Annotated in this window: 15 protein-coding genes; 8 read left to right on the top strand and 7 right to left on the bottom strand. The window is 67.1% G+C overall.

Annotation, left to right across the window (positions count from 1 at the left end; translation table 11 throughout):
• Positions 1-107: 107 nt before the first annotated feature.
• From ACQ143_RS10795 to ACQ143_RS10785, 3 genes are read left to right on the top strand one after another with little or no spacing between them, the layout of a single operon-like run.
• The gene (locus ACQ143_RS10795) at positions 108-1,184 is read left to right on the top strand and encodes a polysaccharide pyruvyl transferase family protein (protein ID WP_449570689.1); all 1,077 of its coding nucleotides are present in this window, start codon (positions 108-110) and stop codon (positions 1,182-1,184) included.
• Positions 1,181-2,416, top strand: a complete 1,236-nt coding sequence (locus ACQ143_RS10790) for a Coenzyme F420 hydrogenase/dehydrogenase, beta subunit C-terminal domain (RefSeq protein WP_449570688.1) — start codon at positions 1,181-1,183, stop codon at positions 2,414-2,416. The genes ACQ143_RS10795 and ACQ143_RS10790 overlap by 4 nt, the downstream gene beginning before the upstream one ends.
• A gap of 38 nt (positions 2,417-2,454) precedes the next feature.
• Entirely contained in the window at positions 2,455-3,423 is a 969-nt protein-coding gene (locus ACQ143_RS10785; RefSeq protein ID WP_449570687.1) for an acyltransferase family protein, read from the top strand.
• Between the two features lie 51 nt (positions 3,424-3,474).
• On the opposite strand, the gene ACQ143_RS10780 is transcribed toward ACQ143_RS10785, so the two are convergent.
• Together ACQ143_RS10780 and ACQ143_RS10775 are read right to left on the bottom strand one after the other, a co-directional pair.
• Complete coding sequence (locus ACQ143_RS10780; protein WP_449570686.1) at positions 3,475-8,391, bottom strand: PKD domain-containing protein; 4,917 nt, start codon at positions 8,389-8,391, stop codon at positions 3,475-3,477.
• A 13-nt stretch (positions 8,392-8,404) separates the two neighbouring features.
• Positions 8,405-8,989, bottom strand: coding sequence for a DUF4352 domain-containing protein (locus tag ACQ143_RS10775; protein WP_449570685.1), 585 nt, complete (start codon positions 8,987-8,989; stop codon positions 8,405-8,407).
• A gap of 229 nt (positions 8,990-9,218) precedes the next feature.
• On the opposite strand from ACQ143_RS10775, the gene ACQ143_RS10770 reads away from it, so the two are divergent.
• Entirely contained in the window at positions 9,219-10,172 is a 954-nt protein-coding gene (locus ACQ143_RS10770; RefSeq protein WP_449570684.1) for a DUF6492 family protein, read from the top strand.
• The gene (locus tag ACQ143_RS10765) at positions 10,169-11,632 is read left to right on the top strand and encodes a lipopolysaccharide biosynthesis protein (protein ID WP_449570683.1); all 1,464 of its coding nucleotides are present in this window, start codon (positions 10,169-10,171) and stop codon (positions 11,630-11,632) included. Before ACQ143_RS10770 ends, ACQ143_RS10765 begins: the two co-directional genes overlap by 4 nt.
• Positions 11,633-11,649: 17 nt before the next feature.
• Here ACQ143_RS10765 and ACQ143_RS10760 read toward each other — a convergent pair whose 3' ends face one another.
• The 4 genes from ACQ143_RS10760 to ACQ143_RS10745 form a co-directional block, all read right to left on the bottom strand.
• Complete coding sequence (locus ACQ143_RS10760) at positions 11,650-12,525, bottom strand: hypothetical protein (protein WP_449570682.1); 876 nt, start codon at positions 12,523-12,525, stop codon at positions 11,650-11,652.
• Complete coding sequence (locus tag ACQ143_RS10755) at positions 12,522-13,418, bottom strand: glycosyltransferase family 2 protein (protein ID WP_449570681.1); 897 nt, start codon at positions 13,416-13,418, stop codon at positions 12,522-12,524. The genes ACQ143_RS10760 and ACQ143_RS10755 overlap by 4 nt, the downstream gene beginning before the upstream one ends.
• Positions 13,415-14,080, bottom strand: a complete 666-nt coding sequence (locus ACQ143_RS10750; protein ID WP_449570680.1) for a CDP-alcohol phosphatidyltransferase family protein — start codon at positions 14,078-14,080, stop codon at positions 13,415-13,417. Before ACQ143_RS10750 ends, ACQ143_RS10755 begins: the two co-directional genes overlap by 4 nt.
• Positions 14,081-14,306: 226 nt before the next feature.
• Positions 14,307-15,965 (bottom strand): hypothetical protein, encoded by a 1,659-nt coding sequence (locus ACQ143_RS10745; protein ID WP_449570679.1) that lies wholly within the window; start codon positions 15,963-15,965, stop codon positions 14,307-14,309.
• A 301-nt stretch (positions 15,966-16,266) separates the two neighbouring features.
• Between ACQ143_RS10745 and ACQ143_RS10740 the strand changes: the two genes are divergently transcribed.
• The 3 genes from ACQ143_RS10740 (at position 16,267) to ACQ143_RS10730 (ending at position 20,326) form a co-directional block, all read left to right on the top strand.
• Positions 16,267-18,231, top strand: coding sequence for a metallophosphoesterase (locus ACQ143_RS10740; protein WP_449570678.1), 1,965 nt, complete (start codon positions 16,267-16,269; stop codon positions 18,229-18,231).
• A 110-nt stretch (positions 18,232-18,341) separates the two neighbouring features.
• Positions 18,342-19,379, top strand: coding sequence for a glycosyltransferase (locus ACQ143_RS10735; RefSeq protein WP_449570677.1), 1,038 nt, complete (start codon positions 18,342-18,344; stop codon positions 19,377-19,379).
• Positions 19,376-20,326, top strand: a complete 951-nt coding sequence (locus ACQ143_RS10730) for a glycosyltransferase family 2 protein (protein ID WP_449570676.1) — start codon at positions 19,376-19,378, stop codon at positions 20,324-20,326. Before ACQ143_RS10735 ends, ACQ143_RS10730 begins: the two co-directional genes overlap by 4 nt.
• 36 nt (positions 20,327-20,362) lie before the next feature.
• Here the strand turns inward: ACQ143_RS10730 and ACQ143_RS10725 are convergent, their stop codons facing one another.
• Positions 20,363-21,658 carry a phenylacetate--CoA ligase family protein gene (locus ACQ143_RS10725; protein ID WP_449570675.1) on the bottom strand — a complete coding sequence of 432 codons (1,296 nt, stop codon included), beginning with the start codon at positions 21,656-21,658 and terminating at the stop codon, positions 20,363-20,365.
• Positions 21,659-21,703 lie beyond the last annotated feature (45 nt).

Below are 21,703 nucleotides of genomic sequence, written 5' to 3'. Positions count from 1 at the left end.
CCCCTCCTCCCCGCAGCGCGTCGCACAACGCATCGTACTCGGACGGGCCCGTGAGAGATCTCTGTAGACTGGATCGTCACCAGCGGAGAGCCAAGGGGAGGCCCGGGTTGCGTGTCGTCGTACTGTGGGCCAGCGAGGCATCGACGAACCTCGGCGTCCGCGCCCTTGCGCGGGGCTCTCGCGACCTCCTGCGGCGGGTTTGGCCCGACGTCGAGGTGGAGTACGTCGACTTCGGCCACCGCCCCGACGAGCTGCGATTCGGACACGCTCGATCCCTCGTCCGAGAGCGAGTGCTGAACGAGCACGGGATGATGCGGTGGCTGCGCCGCTTCGATCTGGTCTGGGACACGCGCTCTGGAGACAGCTTCGCCGACATCTACGGGATCGACCGTCATCGGAAGATGTCCCTCCTCTACGAGTTCGCGCAGCAGGCAGGTGTCCCGACGGTGCTGGCACCGCAGACCATCGGCCCCTTCCGGACCCGCACCGGACGCAAGTGGGCGAGACGAAACATGCGACGCTCAGAGCTCGTGTACGCCCGCGATCCGGCGAGCGTCGAGGCCGCGCGCACGCTCGGCCGCCCCGTCGACAGACTCACGAGCGACCTCGTATTCGGCGTCGATCAGCCGTCCTCCGGCGACACCGCGGACGTCCTGCTGAACGTCTCCGGGCTGCTCTGGAAGCCCAACAGCCACCTCGACAGCAGCGACTACCAGGCCTTCGTCCGGGCAGCGATCACGGGACTGCTGGGCGCCGGCAGATCGGTGACGTTGTTGCCTCACGTCCTCGACTCCGCCGACCCCGACAATGACGTGCCTGTCGCCCGGTCGCTGGCCGAGGAGTACGGTGGCGGCGTGTCGCTTCGGGTGCCGGCCGATCTCGATGACGTACGTCGTGCCGTCCAGGGAGCGAACCTCGTCGTCGGCTCGCGGATGCACGCCTGCCTGAATGCCGTGTCCACCGGGACTCCTGCTATCGCGATCGCCTACTCGCGGAAGTTCAAGCCGCTGTTCGACGAGATCGGCTGGCCGCACGTCCTGTCGCTGGGCGCACCGCAGGAGGTGGCGACTGAGGTCATCCGCATCGCGGCCGACCCTTTCCTCGCCGAGGGCGCCGAGTCGGCGCGAGACCGTGGCCGTCGAGCGATCACGGCCATCGAACAGGATCTGCGAGAACTGTTGTGAGCGATCTGCGCACGCGCGTCCGCAGGGTCGTCCAAGCCGATGCCTGCAGCGGTTGCGGGATGTGCACGCTCCTGGACCGCGGGCTGGAGATGTCGCTGGAGTCCGGGTATCTGCGCCCAAAGCCGGTGAGCGACCCCGACCAGCTCGACGGCGCCGCGAAGATCTTCGATCGAGCGTGCCCCGGTCGAAGGATGGACGCGCAGCGGCCAGAAGGTGCGCGTCGTCATCCGCTCCTGGGCTCGTACTTCGGGATGTGGGTGGCATGGGCGACCGATGAGACGGCGCGTCACGGGGGGTCCAGCGGCGGGGCACTGACGGCGCTCCACCAGTGGCTGCTGGATCAGGACATAGATACTCGAATCGTCTCCGCAGCCGCCTCCCGGACGAACCCGAGCCGAACGGTCCCGGTCACGATCACGACACGAGAGGCCGCCCTCGCCTCCGGCGGTTCGCGCTATGCGCCGGTGGCCGTCGCGGGGAGCCCCGAGATCCTCGCATCGCCTACAGCCGTGACCGGCAAGCCCTGCGAGATCAGCGCCCTGCGTGCCGCCGAGTTGAGCGAGGACGCTCCACTCCTCCTGTCCTTCTTCTGCGCCGGCACTCCCAGTCAGCAGGCGACAGAAAAGCTCGTGCGTGATCTCGGAGGCCCGCCGATGGACGAGATCACTGCGTTGCGCTACCGGGGGGAGGGCTGGCCCGGCAGGTTCGTCGCCTCGTTCGACGGTGGTGAGGTGAGCACGGACTACGAGAACTCCTGGGGCTCGACCCTGGGACCTGCGACCCAATGGCGGTGCAAGATCTGTCCGGACGGCATCGGCGAGTCCGCGGACGTCGTCGCGGCCGACTCGTGGGACACGGATGAACGCGGCTATCCGGTCTTCGATGAGGGTGCCGGGCAGAGCGCGCTCATAGCGCGGACTCCACGCGGACTTGCAGCCGTGCTGGCGGCTGAAGCTGCCGGCTTCCTGCAGTTGAAGGAACTGGCTCCTGCCGCGCTGGCCGCAGCGCAGCCTCTGCAGGTGAACAGACGCACCTTCCTCTTCGCGCGGATGGTCGGTTCGATCGTCGCCGGTCGGCCGACACCCCGCTACGGCGGATTCGGACTGATGCGGCTGTCCCTCTCGGCCCCGCGGACGGCGCTTCGGACCGCTCGCGGAACGTTCCAGCGGGTACGCGCCGTCCTCCGCCCAAAAAAGATCCAGAGCGAGAAGAAGGTCCGAGCACGCGGATGAGCGCGTCGTCGATCACGCCCCCGTCTCGGATCCATTGGATGGACTCGGTGCGCGGCACCGCGATCGTCCTCCTCCTGATGTGGCATGCGAGCGCCATCCCCGAGATGCTCGGTCTCCAGATGCCCGAGTCCATCCGGGCTGCGAACGCGTTCTTCCTGCCGTATCGCATGCCGACGCTCATGCTCCTTTCCGGCATCCTGCTGGCGAAGTCCCTGCGTAAACCACTTCCTGCGTACTACGCCGGGAAGTTCGCGATGATCCTGTGGCCGTATCTCGTGTGGGTCCTCATCGCGAAGGCGACCTTCCTGGATGTCGAGGGCATGCCATGGTGGCATTGGCGCGCCTGGTATGCGACCTCATACCTGTGGTTCCTGTTCTTCATCGGCGTCTACTACCTGGTCGCACCCGCCTTCCGTCGCCTTCCCGTGTGGGTGCCGATCGCTGCGGCTGCAGTGCTGGGGCAGCTACTCCCGTACGGGAGCACCGAGCAGCGCCTCGCCTACTTCGCGATCTTCTTCTTCGCGGGTTCATGGCTGGGCAATCGTCCAGCGGCACTCGAGTGGCTCTCCAGGGGGCGGGTTGCACTGACCCTCGCCCTTCCCGTCGTCGCGTTCGGAGTCGTCGCGATCATCTGGACAGATGCCGTCCAATACGCGGTATGGGGTGCGCCTCTGAGCATCGCAGGAGCCCTGAGCCTTTCTGCGCTCTACTCACGGTTGGAGGCCGCGCGGAAGCCGCTGCGGCGGCTCCGCTTCGTGGGCCGCTCCTCGCTCGTGTACTACGTCAGCCACTTCCCGCTCATGGCGATGTTCTCGCAGTGGACGCTACACGCACTTCCTCCGCTCCTGCTCGCCGTGATCAATCTGATCCTGGCTCTCGTGATCGGGAGCGCACTCGCCGCGCTGAAGGAGCGGGCGCCCATCTGCTGGCTCTTCCGTGCGCCGCGACCGGTGACGCGTGCCCTCGAACGGGTGCTCAACCTGGCTTCGTCACCCACACGAAGATGAGGTCCGATCGAGTACTCGACTCGACCGGACCCCATCAGACGTGTCGCTCGCCTACTGCACGCTCAGATCGTGGATCGCGACCACGACGGGACCGTTCGTCGCCGTGCCCGCCACGTAGCTGCTGACGGCGATCTCACCGGGGCCCTGCAGCGAAGACGTCGCGTCGCTCGCGGTTGCCCACCACGACGAGGGCTCCTCGGTGCCGTCCGCCCAGACCTTCACTCGGAGCGTCGTACTCGCACCCTCCGTCACCGCTTGGAAGCGCACCTGCAGTTTGGCGTCTGCGGTGTGGGTGTACCCGGACAGGTTCCGGTTCGCGATCAATGTCTCGGTTCCGTCAACGATCTTGGCGATTCCCACGGCAACGACGCCGGCGGCAGAGATCCTGAGCTTTGCCCGATACTCATCGGTCAAGCTCCGGCGAACCGCATAGTTGAAGTGAAGACCTCCACCATCGGCGACCTTGTCCGTTGAGAATGTCAGACGCGCGTCCACGTTCTCCGCGGAGACACCCGCCAAGACACCACGGCGGGTCTGCGAACGCCCGACGGTGAGCAGACCTGCCCCGTCCGCCACCGACAAGCCCGCGGTCGCGCTCCAGTCGCCACCCGTCACGGCGGTGCCCCAGCCGGAGCCCACAGTGCGCTGGAAATCGTCGCGCGCGACGAATGACTCCGCGGAGACCTGGATGATCTTCGACGTCGTCGCCGAAGCTCCGAGGCTGTCGGTAACCGTCAGCGTCACCTCGTACTCGCCTGCCGCCGCATAGGTGTGCGAGGCGGTCTCCCCCGTCGAGTGGTCGCTGTCGTCACCCCAGCTCCAGCTGTACGAGAGTGTCGCCCCGTCTGAGGCCGTCGAGGCGGAGCCGTCGACCTCGACCGACAGCTCCGAACGCGACTCCGAGAAACGTGCGATCGGATCCGCGTGCGCGACCGTGACGGAGGCCGTGGCGACAGCGCTCGACGCGCCGAGGCTGTCCGTCACGGTCAGGGATACCTCGTATGTACCTGCCTCGTCATAGGCGTGGGTCGGCATCGCCTCTGTGGAGGTGTGACCATCGCCGAAGTCCCAGGCGTAGCCGGCGAGGGTGGCACCATCCGACGTGGTCGACCCGCTGCCGTCGAAGCTCACGACAAGACCGTCCCTGGTCGAGCCGATCTGCGCCACGGGAGCAATGTGCGCCGCTTCCTCTCCGGCGCCCCGCACGATCACGTCGTCGACCGAGATCGTTACGGGACCGTTGGTGATGGTGCCGGTTCCGTAGGCGCCGACCCCGAACTCCCCTGCGCCCTGGAGGGCTGCTTCGGTACTGGTCGCTGTCGCGGTCCACTCGTCAGGCTCCGTAGATCCCACGGGCCAGACCTTGATCTTCAGGTCGGTGCGGGACGCAGTCGGCTGTGCTGCCGTGAACCGTACGTTCAGGCGTTCACCCGCCGTGTAGGTGAAACCCGACAAGGTCTTCGCGGCGATCAACGTCTCCGCCGTCCCGACAACCGAGGCGAGGTTCACGATGACGGCTCCCGCCGCCGTGATCCGCAGCTTCGCCCGATACTCGCCATTCTCATTGCGGTGACCCGCGAGGTTGAAGTGGATCCCTCCCCCGTCGGCTACCCGATCGACCGAGAAGACCGACGACATGTCGAACTCGGACGCTGTCGCTCCTTCGAGCGTGGTTCGGCGGGTCTGGCTCTTATTCAGCGAGATCTTCCCGACGCCGTCGGAGACCGAGAAGCTTGTAGTCCCCGACCAGGTACCTCCGATGTCGGCGGCGGCCCAGCCGCTGGATGAGCTGCGCTCGAAGGTATCTCGGACGAGGAAGACCTCGGCGAAGACCTCGACGTCGTGGCTGACGCTGGCCGATGAGCCGAGGCTGTCGGTCACCGTCAGAGTGACGGTGTACGTGCCCGCTTCTTCGTAGGTGTGGGTTGTGGCCTCGCCAGAGCCCACTGTGCTGTTGTCGCCCCAGTTCCATGCGTAGGTCAGACTCGCACCGTCCGAAGCGGCCGATTCGTCCGCATCGACATGCACGGTCGGGCCGCTCACCGAGATGTCGAAGGCGGCAATCGGATCCGCATGCTCGACCTCGACCTCCGTCGTCGCCGGTGCGCTGTCGGCGCCCGAGTCGTCGGTCACGACGAGCGCAACGGTATAGGTCCCGGCACCGTCGTAGCTGTGCGTCGGGTTTGCCTCGGTCGAAGTCTCACCGTCACCGAAGTCCCACGCGTAGGCAGTGACCTCTGAGCCCTCGGCCGCCGTCGAGCCAGCGGAACTGAAGGATACAGTAAGGCCGTCCGCCTCGCTGCCGATCACTGCGGTGGGCGCCTCGTGGGGCGCGGTCACCGTGACAGAAGCTGTCTTCGTGGCCGTTAGCCCGCGGTCGTCGGTGACCCTCAGCGTGACCGTGTATGTGCCCGCGGACGAATACGTGTGCGACACGATCGCGGTGCTCTCCTTCGGTGTGCTGTCGCCGAAGTCCCACTCGTAGCCGGTGATCGAGTGCCCGGAATCCGCAGAGGAGGCGCTTCCATCGAAGGTGCGAGTGAGATCCTCACCGGCGACGGTGAAACTCGGCGTCGGGGCCTCGGCGCCGGTGCCGATCGCATAGTGCTGGGCGACCTGCTGCGCGTTGAGCGCCGCCCCATACACGGCGACCTCGTCGATCTGCCCGGTGAAGTATGAGCTGCTCGGCTGGCTCGGCCACCCGTTCAGGTTGTCGCCACCGACCCTCCAGTAGCCCGTGTAGCCCTGAGCCGTCGTGACCGACGGGTTGGATGCCGCCAGCTGACCGTCGACGTAGAGCGCCATACCGCCGGAGCCCTGAGTGGCCACCACATGGTGCCAGCTGCCGTCCGCGTACGAGCGGCCGCCCGGCGTCGACACCGTCTGCACTCCACCGGGGTAGTTCCCGTAGATGATCTGGCCCGAGTTCGTCAGGTAGACATGGCGGTCGTAGGAGGACGAGTTCCCCGTCCTCGCGTCGCCGTAGCCGATGAGCTTGCCGCCGGAGCCGCTGGTCGACTTGAACCACAGCTCCACGCTGTAGGCCGGTGTCGCCGAGATGGTCGTGGAGGTACCGGCGCTGCCGTTCGTGGTGCCGTTGAACCTCGCCGAGCCGGTCTCGCCCGAGATCGGCGAATCCGTCATCGCGGTCACGCCGCTACCGATCCGAGCCTCGTAGCTGCCCGCCCAGTCGCTTGCCAGAGAGTCACCGCCGAAGCGCCAGTAGATGGACGGATCGTCGTTGAGAACCTGGCTCGCGTACGCCGACGGTGCGGTGTTCGTGACCGTCGCGGTGACCCACGAACTGGTCGCGGAGTTGCCGTCGCCGTCCTTGACGACGACGCGGTACGTGTGGGACGAGCCTGCCTGCAGGCCCGAGGCCGTCAGGCTCACAGTGGGAAGGTTCCAGAACGTGGACTTGCCCACCTTGCTGTCGCTCGGAGCGCTGGCCCCCTGCTCCCAGAGCTCGTACGTCAGGTCGCGGTCGTCCCGGTCCCAGTTCGAGCCGATCCTCACCGCCACCGTGCCCGGCAGCACCGACTTCGCCGTGGGGGTCCAGTCCGAGCCCGACAGACGCGGACCCTGCTTGGCGCCGCCCTGCGGGTTCCGCGCGAAACGCACGAGGCCCTGCTGCCGCTGGTTATTCAGCCCGATGAACTCTCCGCCGAAGACCACGTAGTCGTCGTTACCCGTGATGGTCCAGCCGGCCTGACCCATTCCGGACGCGGTTCCGCCGAGCCAGTCGGGGAACCAGTTGACCGCGGCGGGAGCCGGGTATCCGCTCCAGTCGGCATAGATGCTGTTGACGTACGGGGAGCGGGTCAGCGTTCCCTTACGCTCTGCGGTGTAGACGGTCGCATTGCGCATCGTGCCGTTACCCTGCGGAAGACCACCCGCTGTCGTGCACTCGTGCTCGTGTCCCGTGCTGTAGACATTGGTGCCGTCGCTGAAGACGCCGTAGTGGTCGCCGTGGCAGTCCGCGATCCAGACGATATCCCCCGACTGCCCTTCGGCGGCGAAGAGGCCCTCGAGATTGCCGGTCGCGACGTCGGCGAAGACCCAGCCGGTGCCGTAGACGTTGTGGTCGTCCGCAGTGACGGCCCAGATGCCCGCCTTGCCCGAGTTTCCGGAGCCGTCATTACGGCCGTTCTTCACGGTGTTCGTGACACTCCAGGGAAGGAGCGATCCATTCGTGAGATCGAGGGCGCCGAGGCCTCGCTGCGTAACGCCATTCACGCGGGCGAAGCGCCCGGCGATGATCAGCTTCCCCCCGCCCGGAGCCATCACCATCGAGTCCACCTGCAGGTCAGTGGTGGGCGCCCAGCCGAGCACCTGGCCGTTCGAGGCATTGGCCGCGGCGAGGTTCTGTCGGCTGATGCCGCCGGCGGCACCGATGAGGCCGCCGAAGTAGACGACCGTGTCGGTGGCCACGATGGCATTGACGTAGGACCCGCCGATCGCCGGCTTGAAGGTGTTGGAGAGCTGCCCCGTAACCGTGTCGAATGCGGCGACGTTGAAGCGGGTGACGTCGCCGACCTTCGAGAACGACCCACCCACGTAGAGCGTGCGCCCGTCAGGAGAGAGGGCGAGCGACTTCACCGTGCCGTTGATCTGCGGCGCGAACGGGAGCAGGTTTCCCGTTGTCACGTCGTAGGCGAGCAGGTTCGAGCGCGGCGTCAGGTTCGTGCCGGGTGCGGCGTTGGCCGGCCGCGTCTGCGAGAAGCTGCCTCCGGCGTACACGACGTTGCCGTTCATCACCTGCGTCCATACGATGCCCGAGTCGAGCTGCACCGTGGGAAGGCCGTCGGCTGTCACCGTCTGGGCATTGCGCTGCTCGATCGGCGCGACGCCGCTGAGGTCGCCCTCCGCGGCCACGGCTGCCGTTCCGGTCGCCACGGCTCCTGTGAGCACGAGCGCTGTGGCGGCGACCGTCGCAGCGATGCGAGTGATCTTGGTTGTGAACTTCATGAGGTCCCCCGACTCAGTTCTGTTCGGCGAAGAGCGCGATGGGCGCCCCCGCGACGTATTGGATGCTCACCGAGATGTCCGAACGGGACTCCTCGGGCAGCAGAAAGACATAAGTGGCCGACGCGGTCTCATCCGCATCAAGCGATCCGGAGAAAGGTGCGTACGGGTCGGATGTGGTCGGCTGACCCAGGAGGTCGTCGCCGGATGTGAGGCTGACCATGGCGGTGGACAGGTCGATCGGCTCGTCGCCGCCATTGTGCACCGATAGCTCCACGGCCACAGCGGGTCCGGCGATCTCACCGGGCGTCTTCGCCGTCACTGAGATGCTGCGGACTTTCTCGATCCACGCGGTCACCCCGGCGCCGACGTCGGCCTTCTCGTCGAGGCCGACCTCTTTCGTGGGCGATGCCGGTGCCGTCTCGACGACGTCATCGGTCGTCCCCCCGTCCGGCGCCGGCACCGTCTCCGTCCGACCCGTCGTCGTGTTCTGCGTGCCGCCCTCAGACGGCGCAGCAGCAGACGGCCCTTCGGCCGTGCCGACACATGCAGAAAGGGTGATCGCCAACGCGACCACCGCCAGCGCGGCCGAATACCGCACAAATCGTCGTACCCCAGTCAACGAGACTCCCCAGTCTCAATGAAGCCACCACCGACAGTCGACGTCGTTCACCCGTCGCGCACTGGAAGTGTCGTCGAATTTCCCCAAGGTGGGCATCGTAACACACCATCGCGTGTCCGGAACACCCTCGCCAGCAACCTGCGGCCCTCTGGTCTGGAGGGCGAGCGACGCCACTCCCCTATAGTGAGGTGCCGGGGGAATTATGGTCTTGGAACTGGTCACCGTGACTTTCCGCGGCGAGGACGCCTTTCAGCGTCTGCAGGCGCAGTCCGTCGCGAGATTCGCACAACCGGGAACCTTCTCGCGGATCACGGTCATCGACAACGGCGAACCCTCCCTCAGCGAAACTCGGCGCCGACGGCTGCGCGGCGCGTACGGCCCGCACTCGGAGATCGTCGACATCGTCGATGCAGACGAGATCGCCGCCGTCCCGTCGACCAGCGGCTGGCTGAGCCAGCAGGTGCTCAAACTCAAGGTCGCCGAGCGTGTGAACGCGCCCTGGTACGTCCTGCTCGATTCGAAGAACCACATCATCCGGCCTGTCACGCGGGCCACCTTCCTGGGAGCCGACGGCAAGGCGCACGGGGCCACGCATTCCTACGAGACCCATCCGCTGCGGCCGCGCCTCCTCACGACACTGAACTACTTCGGCCTGCCGGAGAGCCACGTCAGCCAATACCCGCGGACCGCCACGCCGTTCGTCATGCACACCCATACCGCCCGCGACCTGATGTCCCAGGTCGCCCAGGACGCGTCATTCGAGGAGGCGTTCGTCGCGGCCGACCTGTCGGAGTTCTTCGCCTATTCCGCCTGGATCCTCGCATCAGGCAGGAGCTGGGATGACCTGTATACAGGCGAACCCCTTCAGGCCCCGGTGGTGTGGGGCAAGTCCGCCCGCGGCCAGGATGCGACAGAGGATGCGCAGCGACTGTCGGCACCGTTCTTCGCCATCCATCGGTCCTCCCTGTTCCGCGCCGATCGAAGGACGATAGACGACGTCTGCGCCCTGTGGGTCTCCTGCGGCCTCGTCGACAACATGAATCGCGCACGCGCAGTGATTCGCCACGCACGCACCGACCTTCTGCGGGAGAAGGCACGTGCCCGTCTCCGATCCATCGCTCGCCGTGGCGAGGGATCCGGAGCGCCGGGAGGCGCTCTTTGACGTCTCCGCTCGCACGGTCGGCGGCGCGCGGCGCCCTGTTCACGTTCTCGGCACAAGCCGCGAAGATGCTGCTCCAGCTCGCGTCGGTCGTCGTGCTGTCACGGCTCCTCTCACCTCACGACTACGGGCTTCTGGCGATCGTCCTCGTCGTGGTCGGCATGGGGGAGATCTTCCGCGACTTCGGACTGACCTCCGCTTCCATCCAGGCGCCCACGCTGACGCGGGGCCAGCGGGACAATCTCTTCTGGATCAACGCCGGGATCGGATTGCTTCTGACGGGTGTGATGTTCCTCTTGGCCCAGCCCATCGAAGCACTCACCGGCCAGCCCGAGATCGTGGGCATGGTCCACTGGCTCTCGCTCATGTTCCTCCTCAACGGCCTGACGACGCAGCACCGCGCCTCCCTCATGCGGGATCTGAGATTCCGGGCGCTCGCGATCGTCGACGTGACGGCGGCGTCCACGGCACTCGGAGTAGCCATCGTGGCCGCCCTGATGGGGACGGCCTACTGGGCCCTCGTGCTGCAGCAGCTGACGAACGGGGTCGTCGTCCTGGCGGGAGCCCTTGCGGCGGGACGCTGGCTTCCGCGCTGGTATTCACGTCGACACAGCGTGCGGAGCCTGATCAGCTTCGGCTGGAACATCGTCGCCACCAACCTGCTCGTCTACGGCGGCTCCCAGCTCGACACGATCATCATCGGCCTCAAGTTCGGCCCGACCTCCCTGGGCCTCTACAACCGCGCATACCAGCTGGTGATGACGCCACTCAGTCAGGTCCGGGCCCCGATGAAGGGGGTGGCTCTGCCCGTCCTCTCCCGCGTCCAGCAGGACCCTCCCCGCTTCGACGTCTACATCACCTCGGCCCAGTTGGCGCTCGGATACGTGCTCGGCATCCCCCTCGCGCTCATCGCTGCGCTGTCCGACCCCGTCGTGCGAGTCATGCTCGGCCCGCAGTGGACAGAGGCAACACCGATCATCAGTCTGTTCGCCACAGCCGGTCTTCTGACGACGCTGGCGTTCGTGGGCTACTGGGTCTACCTCGCTCGCGGACTCGGGCGTCAGTTGTTCGTCTATACGATCGTCACGACGTGCATCAAGATCGTCTGCATCGTCACGGGCTCGTTCTTCGGCGTCCTGGGGGTGGCGATCGCCTTCGCCGTCGCGCCGGCGATCTCGTGGCCGCTGTCACTGTTCTGGCTGTCGCGCATCACCCCGATGCCCACACGCCAGCTCTACGCGGGCGCCTCACGGATCCTGATCACCGCGGCAGCGGCAGCGGCAGCGGCGTGGGGAGCGTCGCAACTCGTCACAACGCACGACGCAGTCGCGATGCTCGCTGTCGGAGTCATCGCGGGTCTGGCGGCGGCGAGCCTGTTCCTGCTGGTGCCGCTCTACCGGACGGATGCGCGCAAGCTGATCCAGTTCGGTCGTCTCATGGTGTCCCGCAGCGAGCGGGCCTGAAGCCCCGATGGCGACGGTCACCCGGCCGTTCGCACATGAGGCAACAACGGGTCACGCACCAGTCCGAGGGGGTCGGCAGCCCCCAACCGCGTGCTCTGAGCGGTCATGGAAGTCTCCAGGCGCAGGTCATGCCCGGCCAGCTGCTGCGACATCTCAGGGAAGCTCGAGTAGTGCGGCGCGAGGAGATGCCCCGCGCTCGCGAGCAGATAAAGATCCACGACGGACGAGCGGAGCGCCGCTTTCGAGTTGTACGCTCCCTTGTCCGTCAGCGCGAAGACGTTCGGGATCTCGTCGATCAGCCGTTCCTGGCCGTCGGTCGTGTCCGCGGAGACGAAGAACCGGATGCCCGGTCGTTCTCGCACGATCTGCCGCATGCGCTCCAGGAACCACTCGAGGGGAGAATGCGCCAGCGTCTGCTCGTTGGACACGGGGTGAGTCCTCACCATGACCCCCACATAGGGCGCGCCTGCCAGGTGAGAGGTGTGGAAGGCGACGATGCGCTCGGCGAGATCAGGGACAGGGCGAAGCGATCGGAACTCCTCACCCCATGACGCCGCGCCCGCCGGCAGACGCAGCGCGTGTGCCGTGCGGATCTGCCAGACGCGGTCGTCTCGAGCGGAATCGATCCACGTCAGATCCTCTCCGCGATACGGATGGCGGATCGCGAGAGCACGTGACCGGAGGGGCGAGACCGTCCGGTCGTCCACCTCCCAGAGCTCGTCGAAGCGGGCTCCAAAGCGTTCTCCGAGCGGCCACACGTAGGCGAAGTCACGACCGACGTGCCGTGCGAGCGAGCGAGCGCCGAGCACGACTCTGACGCGGTTGCCCAGCCCGTGGTAGACCCTCGGCGCCGCGACCACCAGCCGGCGACGCGCGGAGCGCCCCCCGCTCACACGCCGGCCCCGTCGCTGTCTGCGCGGAACCGGAGACCGGCCCGCGTTCCGCGCAGCGCGGGCCAGATCGAGCCCGACGGACGGAGGAACTGACGCCGGCCGCCGCGCAGCAGGATCTCGTACGCCGCGGGCAGGGCGCGGCGACGCCACCTCCTGCGATCGATGAGACGCCGGTGCTTCTCCGCGAACACGAGTCGATTGCGCACGTTGTAGTAGTAGTACAACGCGGACTTGCCGCTCTCCGTGCCGGCTCGCTGCGTGCCGCCGGGACTGTGGATGGCGCGGATGTCGTCGGCGACCTCGACGGTTCCGCCGGCTTCCGCCACGCGCACGGAGAGATCGACGTCCTCCCAGTACAGGAAGTAGTCGTCGTCGAACCCTCCCACACGCTCCCACAGGGAGGCGCTGGCCGCTACGCACGCACCACTCACCCAGAGGGCGGATCTTTCGTAACGGACGCCTTCCCGCACCCGGCGCATCGAGCCGGTGTCGAGGTCGAGCTCCATCAGCGAGGCGAAATGAGAGCCGTCCGGGCGGAGGACCAGCGGTGAGACGAGCGAGTCCGGGCTGCGCGTCGTGTGCGCCGCCAGCATCGCAACGCCGTCCTCCTCCACATGTGCGTCGGGATTGAGGAGGACCAGCGACGTGGCGCCGAGCTCGATCGCCCTCGCAGCAGCGACGTTCATGCCCCCGCCGAAGCCGAGATTCCGCTCCGGCTCGACGAGCGACCACCCGTGTTCCGCCGCAAGCTCCCGCATCCTCGCCCGCTCACCGGCGGTGGTCGGGTTGTCCACGACGACCACGAAGGCGCCCTCGGGAAGCATCGTGCGAGACAGCCCCTCTTCGACGAGCGCGTGCGAGCCGTAGCTGACCACCAGCAGTGCCACGGTCATCGTTCCGCGGTTCCGCTTCCCTTGAGCTCGGCATCGATGCGAACCATGTCGCGGAACCACTTGATCGCGGCCGCGCACAGGAACAACGTGCAGCACGCGAAGATCGCCCCGTACAGGGCGAGGAAGCCCGGCGTCCAGCCCCACAGCACGAAGACGGCACAGAGCACGCCATAGTCCGTCGGCAGGAGCAGGATCGATCGCAGCGGACTACCACCGCCGGCCGCCGCCGACGTCTCGACGCCCTTCTTCGCCTTCAGCAGGTCGTTGAGGATCATGCCGAAGAAGGTGGCGTTCGCCACCACGGTGAACAGGAGAGGTACCGTAAGCCAGCCGACCGGGAGCTCGATCACTCGACTCAACCCGACGAGGACGGCGAGGTGGAGCGCGGAGATCTTCACGGAGTCGACGAAGTGGTCGAGCCATTCACCTGCGAGCGAGCCGCCGCTGCGAAGACGCGCGACCTGACCGTCGGCGGAGTCCCACGCGTACCCCAGCGCGAGCAGCAACCAGGCGACCACGCCGGACCACACGGCGACGGGACCGAACGCGATGAGGGCGATGCCGGAGAACGTGAAGACGGCGCTCACCAGCGTCACCTGATTCGGCGACAGACCGAGGCGGTAGGCGAGGACGGCCAGCAGACGGCCGACGCGCCTGTTCACCCAGACCGAGTAGGCCGGCGCACCCTTTGCGGCGCCCTTCTGCGCGCTGGCCAGCCGTCCATGAATCTCGCGTATCGACTCCACTGGCATCTCCCCCTCACCACGGCCGCGCGAGTGCCACGGCATGCTGTGGTGAGACGACGCTACCGCACTGCACGGGCGGCCGTCGCCCGGACCCCGCATGACCGTTGGACGGATCCAAGCGACTCCGGGCGACGAGCGTCCCTCACCTCAGTGGCGTGTAGACGTTCGCGGCCGCGCCCGTCGCTCCCCATGTGTTGCCGCTCATGGCGGGAGCATTGGAGGTCGGTGCGATCACATTGCAGGTGCTGTGAAGGCGCTCCGGGCCGAACACGTTGCCCGTGATGCTGAGCGGGAAGCTCGACGGCGTCCGTGCGATGTTCACGGTGCAGGCGCCGCCCTGTAGGTAGTTGTCACGGATCGTGATGGCGCCCAGCTTCGTGCGGTTCGCATCCTGAGTGATCTGGATGCCCGCGTTGTGCGCATCCTCGAGGCGGTTGCCCTCGATGAGGATCTTCGCGCCCGCTTGGATCTGGATCGAGTCGTCGTGCGTCGCCTTGCCGTCGCGCAGGGGGTCTGCGGCCCAGTGCGACGAGTCGTGCAGCCAGGAGTCGCGGACCGTGACGTTGCTGCCGAGGACCCGCACCGGGTCGACGACACCGTGGATGTTGACCCTCTCGGCGGTGAAGTTGCTCCCGAAGATGCCGTTCCACGTGGGAGAAGGGTGCGCGGCGACGAGTTCGGAATCGATGACCGTGAACGACGAGCCCGTCTCGAAATTGTTGAGCAGTCCGAGGCTCGACGGCTTCGTGCCTCCGACGATCTTCGTGTTCTTGATGACGGCGCCTGAGGCCTTGACGGTGATCGTGCCACGCACCTCCAGGCCATCGATGACCGTGTCGGGCTTCGTGATGGTGATGTCGCCGTTGTGGACCTTGAGCTTGACGCCCGACGGAACGCCCGTGGTCGCTGCAGTGGGATAGGCGGATGCCTTGGCCGCAGCACTGGCTGACGCGGTCGGCGTCGGCGTCGGCTTGGGCGTCTCAGTCGGCTTCGGAGTCGCTGTCGGCTTGGGCGTGGCAGTCGGCTTGGGCGTCTCAGTCGGCGTCGGAGTCGCGCTTGCCGTGGGCTTCGGCGTCGGAGAGGCTGTCGCGGTGGGGGTCGGCTGGGGCTTGGCGGTGACCGTCGGCTGAGGCTTCGGCTTGGCTGCGGCGGCCTGCTTCTTCGTGGGCGTCACCTTGGCGGACAACAGAGAGAACGTGGCCTTCGGGCTGGAGGCGCTCGTGTAGAAGCGCGATGCAGCCGTGCCGGAGGATGTCAGACGGCTCTTGGACGCGTCGGTGGCACTGGCCCGAACCGACTTGCCGCCGATCTTCGCGACCGCCGTCAGCGAGACCTTGCTCGTGCCCGACAGCGAGAACGAGATCGTGATCCGCTGACCGGCTGTCGCCTTGGTCTTCAGCCGGACAGGACCCGCGAGCGTCTTCTGCTTCTGCGTGGACCCGGTCTTGTTGATGCGCTTCAGGGAGAGCTGCGTGACACCGGACGGGTAGACGCGAACCTGCGCGACATAGGACCCCGCCGTGCCGTTGCGAAGCGCGACGCTCGTGTATGCGCCAGAGCCCTTCTTGGGGAGCGACCGGAGGGAGTAGTTGATCGTCGCGTTGCCGTTCACGAGCTTGCTGGAGCTGAGTGCGACCGAGGCGGTGGACCCCGGCTTGACGGCGTAGGTCTTGGAAGCGGCTTGCGCTGCCGGCGCCACCGCGAATGAGCCGGCGATCGCAAGAAGAACCGACAGCACGATCGCGGTCGATCGTCGGAGCCGGCGCTCTGTGGGCAGGGGTGAGGGGGTCAGGGGTTTCAAGGGCGGCGTCCTATTCGGGGGGTGGGGCGTACGCTCTTCGCGCTGGGGGTGCGCGGCATGCTTCGGGTAGGCACGGGCGTCAAACTCGCACCAGAGTACCCAGGGGGGTGCGGGTACTCCTGCCGTCTGAGATCTTTCTAATGCGTCCATACCACACAAATCAAGTGCTTGGAACATGACGCGCCGCGAGCGAGAAGGCAGCGAGAGGACGTGTCGGGCCTCCGGACCCTCTTTCGCGGCGTGCCCACGCCTGCTACGATCCACGCCATCAGCAGCCCGTCACCTGTGGGGAGGTGCGCCGGTGCACGAGTATTTCCGCGTCTTCGCGCGCAGAGGAACCGTCATCACGCTCGTCGTCGCGGGGGCGATCGGGCTCCCCGCTGTCTCGGCCGAGGCGGTTAGCCCTCCACCGCCACCTGAACTCGTGGCGCCCGAGAACGGATCATCGGCGGCTCCCGGCACGTCGCTGTCGGTGAAAGCGGGCGAAGCCGGCGGTGCGCCCGTGGACGTCACCTTCCACGCCGCCCCACGCGGCAGCGGCGGCGGGGCAGCCGGAGCGCCGTTCACCCTCCTGACGCTTCCCGACACCCAGGGGTACACCATCACTCCGACCTACACGGGCATCCTTCGCGATCAGCTCGACTGGATCGCCGCGCAGCGCAGCGAGCTGAATCTCGCGTTCGTGACGGGACTCGGCGACATCGTCGACAACCAGATCTCGGCTCCCCAATGGACGCGAGCGTCGGAGTCGATGGCGATCCTCGACGACGCGGACGTGCCGTACGCGGTACTGCCCGGCAACCACGACTTCAACCTCGCCACCGGCGACTTCACCGGCTATGACACGTACTTTCCCGTCAGCCGCTTCCGGGATGCCGGCTGGAACTCCGACCAGGTCCGCTACGGCGGCCACTACGGCCAGAACGAGTTCGGACCCGACGCGCAGGATCGACAGAACATGAACAGCTACTCGTTGTTCCGGGCAGGAGGCATGGACTTCATGCTCCTGACGCTCGAGCTCAACGCCCCCGACGGGGTACTGGCCTGGGCCGACCGAGTCGTCGATGCACATCCGTCCTACCGCGTCATCGTCGCCACACACTCGTACGTTTTCACGAACGGTTCGCTCGCCAACCAGGTCCAGCGCACCGATCAGCCGGGCAACAGCGGCGCGCAGATCTTCCAGAAGCTCGTGCAGCCCAACTGCAACATCTTCCTCGTCGTCAACGGCCACTTCTCGGACGGACCTCGCGGCGAGGCGAACCGCGTCGACCAGAATGCCTGCGGACAGCCCGTCTACGGAGTCCTGACCGACTTCCAGGGGCGCGGCAACGGCGGCGACGGGTGGCTGCGCTACTACCGGTTCGACCCGTCCGCGAACCAGATCGAGGCCGTGACGTACTCGCCCACGCGGGGCGAGTACGAGCGGGATGCCGACAGCTCCTTCACCCTGGCCTACGACATGACGCCGCCCAGCGAGCTCCCGGCCATCGGGACCGTGTCGATCGCCGGCGGGGGCGTCGCATCGGTCGAGATCCCCGACGTGCCCGACGGCACCGTCCTCGACTGGTACGCCACGGTCGACGACGGCTCCGCGAGCACCCGCGGCCCGACCTGGTCGGTGACGGTGTCGGCGGTGCCGTCGGTGTCGGTGCTGGCCGAGGACGCGTTCTCCCGCACCGTCGGAGCAGGCTGGGGCACCGCAGACACCGGCGGACCGTGGACGGTGAACTCCACCGCGAAGATGACGGTGGCCGCCGGCGCGGGACGAGTCTCCGCGAACGCCGGCTCCACCCTCAACGCCACCCTGCCATCCGTATCGACCACCGATATCGACGCGCACGTGACCGCCACCATCGACCGCATCCCGCAGCAATGGCTCGGACTGTCCTTCTTCACCCGCCAGATCGGATCCGGCGGCTACGCCGCACGACTGCGGATCCAACCCACCGGCGCCGTCACCCTCGAAGCCCTCCGCGACTCCACCGTCCTGGCATCCGCACCCACCGGCACCGCCACAGCAGGAACGGCCATCCACGTCCGCATGCAGACCGAAGGCACCAGCCCGACCACCATCCGAGCCCGAGCCTGGCTCGACGGCACCACCGAACCCAGCATCTGGCAGATCACCACCACCGACAACACCGCCGCACTCCAACAACCCGGCACCCTCCGCCTCACCACCTACCTCAGCTCCAGCGCCACCAACGGACCCGTCATCGTCACCTACGACAACCTCACCGCCACCACACCCGGCGCACGCTGAGCCGCAGAGACGCGGACGGAGCCGCGTGGACGGAGCGGCGTGGACGGCGGAGCCGCCGACCCGTGGAGCGTGATGAGGGACCCCCGACAGGCGGGCTAACATGGGGCGCCATGGGGGAAGACCGCGATCAGAATCAGGGAAGTCCGCGGGAGATCACGGTCCTCGAGTCCTTCCCCACGCCGAGCGCGACGACCAATCCCTACATCCACCAACTGGCGGAGGCCCTCGAGGAGGACGATCTCGTCACCCTGCGCACGTTCTCCTGGAGGGAAGCGTTGCTCGGCCGCTACGACGTTTTCCACGTTCACTGGCCGGATGCGCTTCTGGCTGCACGAACCCGACCCCGGCGCGCAGCCAAGGTCGCCCAGGCCTGGCTGCTGATCTCACGGTTGCGGATCTCACGCGTTCCCATCGTCAGGACCCGACACAACGCGACTCCCCACGAGTCGAGCCGGACAGCGCGTTGGTTCGAGCGGAAGCTGAATGAGCTGACGACGGTCACGATCCATCTCACGGAGGCGAGCGACCGCAGCGAGCGGGACATCGTGATCCCGCACGGCCACTACCGCGACTGGTTCGCCCCGTTCCGGCGGGAGGAGGTCACGAGGGGCCGGATCTCCTTCGTCGGCTTGATCCGACGCTACAAAGGCGTCGAGGATCTGATCGCGTCGTACTCGCGCCTGGCGGAGGAAGACCCGACAGTCAGTCTCGCGATCGCCGGACGACCACGGGACCCAGTGCTCGAGACCGAACTGCGGGGTCTGCTCGCGGATCTCCCCCGGACGGAGGCGATCCTCGAGTATGTCGACGATGCCACCCTCGTGCAGGTGATCACGTCCAGCTCACTGGTCGTGTTGCCCTATCGTGGGATGGGCAACTCCGGCGTCGCGTTGGCAGCGCTCTCCCTGGATCGTCCCATCCTCGTTCCTCGAGGCCGGACGACCGAGTCTCTGCGGGACGAGGTCGGACCGTCGTGGGTCCATCTGTTCGAGGGCCAGCTCACCGGGGATATCCTTGCCTCTGCCCTCGCCAGCCCTTCACCGTCGGAGCCGCCCGCCATGGAGCTGCGAGGGTGGGAGTCCACCGCATCGCGGCACCGAGAGGCCTTTGGGAGGGCGATCGCCATCAGAGAAGGAACCCACGGATGAAGAAGCTCGTCGTGGCCATCGCTACTTTCCGACGCCCCGATGGCATTGCGGCAGCGCTCGACGTCGTAGAGCCTCAGGCCACAGAGCTGAACTCGCGGCTCGACGGAGCGGCCTCCGCCACCGTGCTCGTCGTGGACAACGACCCCGAAGCATCCGCGCGGTCAGCGATCACGGCGCGCGGCACGCACTATGTGCACGAGCCGCGCCCCGGGATCGCCGCGGTCCGCAACCGAGCCCTTCGCGAGGCAGAGGCCACGGGCGCGGAGGCGATCGTCTTCATCGACGACGATGAGGTGCCGGAACCCGACTGGCTCTTCGAGCTCACCTCGACGTATCTGCGGACGAATGCGGATGCCGTCGCCGGCAAGGTGATCACTGTCATCCCGGAGGGCACCCCTGACTGGGTCAAGCAGAGTAACGCGTTCGTCCGACCGGTCCGCAGCGACGGCCAGTCGATACCGGAGGCAGCGACGAACAACCTGCTGCTGGACCTCACGACGCTGCGGCGCCTCGACATCGAGTTCGACGAGGCGTTCGGTCTCAGCGGCGGCAGCGACAGCATGCTCACGCTCTTGCTCACCACCCGCGGCGGAGTGATCCGCTGGGCGGAGAATGCGGTCGTCATCGAGCGCGAAGACCCGACGCGCTTCACGAGGTCCTGGGTGCTCGCGCGCTTCTTCCGCTTCGGCAACACCAGCGCACGAGTTCGCATCGCACTGGCAGGAAGCACCGGTAAACGGATTCGCGTCCGTCTCGCGTGCTTCGGCCAGGGATTGGTCCGATGCGTCGCGACGGGCGTCCTCGTTCTCGTCGGCCTCCTCACGCGGTCCCTCCGCAGGCGCGCCCAGGCGGAGCGTCAGTTCGCGCGCGGCGCCGGGCTGATCGCGGGTGCGATCGGCTACACGCACGACGAGTACGGGCGACGCCGGAGACAGCCCGGCTCCTAGTTCGCGGGTCCTGGTCGCCGTCGGTCAAGACTCAGATCACGCGGGCGCCCGGGGCGCATCGCTCACGATCGGACGGAACTTGCCGCGGACCGGCTCGATCTCGTCGACGATCTTGAGCTCCACCGGCGCTTCGCCTCCCACGTGCTCGCGCAGGCGCGCAACCCGCTCCTCGGCGACCTTGCGGGCATCCTGATGCTCGGTGAGACGAATCGTCACCTCGACGGAGTAGTCGGCCGCTTGATAGACCTGGTACTGCCGCAGGTAGTCCGACGATCCTTCGAAGTAGTCGAAGATGTCGCCCGTGAGCGTGCGCCCGCTCGGGAAGACGAGCGAGTCGACGATGCGTCCGTCGATCCGCGTGACACGCCGGAAGGGGCGTCCGCAGACGCAGGCGCCATCGATCCGCGACGTGCGGTCGCCGATCCGGTAGCGCACTAGCGGAAAGACGCGGTTCTCGAAGTCCGTGAAGACGGTCTCTCCCGCGTCGGCTCCCACGGTCGGCGAACCGTCGTCGTTCACCACCTCCAGATGCTTGATGTCCTCGAAGACGTGCAACCCGTTCTGCTCGCGGCACTCCGTCGCGAGCCAGTTGCTCTCCGTCGAACGGTAGATGTTGTAGACCGGGCCGCCGTACACGTCCTCCATCTCCCGACGATGCCCCTCGAATAAGGGGCCCGCCGTGACCCCAACGGCGGAGGTGGGGTGCAGCCGCACGCCCTTCGCTGCGGCGTACTGCGCGACCGTGGACACCCCCCCGATGAACCCGACGATATACTGCGGCTTGTACCGCTCCCAGTCCTTCAGGAAGCGGTCTAGCGTGGTCTCGTCCAGTTGGAGGGTGTGGAAGAGGGTCCGCTTTATCGGCCACCAGAAGAGGTGGTGCTGCAGCTTGCGCACGCCTTTGCGCCACGACCGGTCGATCGTCGCCGCGTTCTCCCACGGATCCACGCCCCACCACGACATGGCGCGCCACTCGTAGGCACGCACCGGGGCACGACGGTCGCTGAGCACGGTCAGCGGATGCCCGGTGCTGCCGCTCGAGACGCTCTTGACCGCGGTCCGGTCGTTCGCCTCCGGCGTCTTGATCCGGTCGTAGTGCTCGCGGATCAGGTCCTTGGTCAGGAAGGGCAACGACGAGAAGACCGAAGGGTCACGCAGCTCCGTCGCGCCGAACCCGTGGGAGCTGTAATAGTCCCGGTAGAACGGGGATTTCTCGAAGGCGAAGCGCGCGATCTCGATGGATCGACGGTCGCGCAGGTCGGCGACCGCCTCGGCGGTCAGTCCATCGTGCGCGAGCAGTTCACGCCACGCGCGGTAGCTCCCCGGCGACAACGCCCGAGACTTGGTATGAAAGGCCAGTTTGTTCACAGCGCCCAT

Source organism: Microbacterium pollutisoli (assembly GCF_053586795.1).
This window is presented reverse-complemented; position numbering and strand designations above follow the sequence as displayed.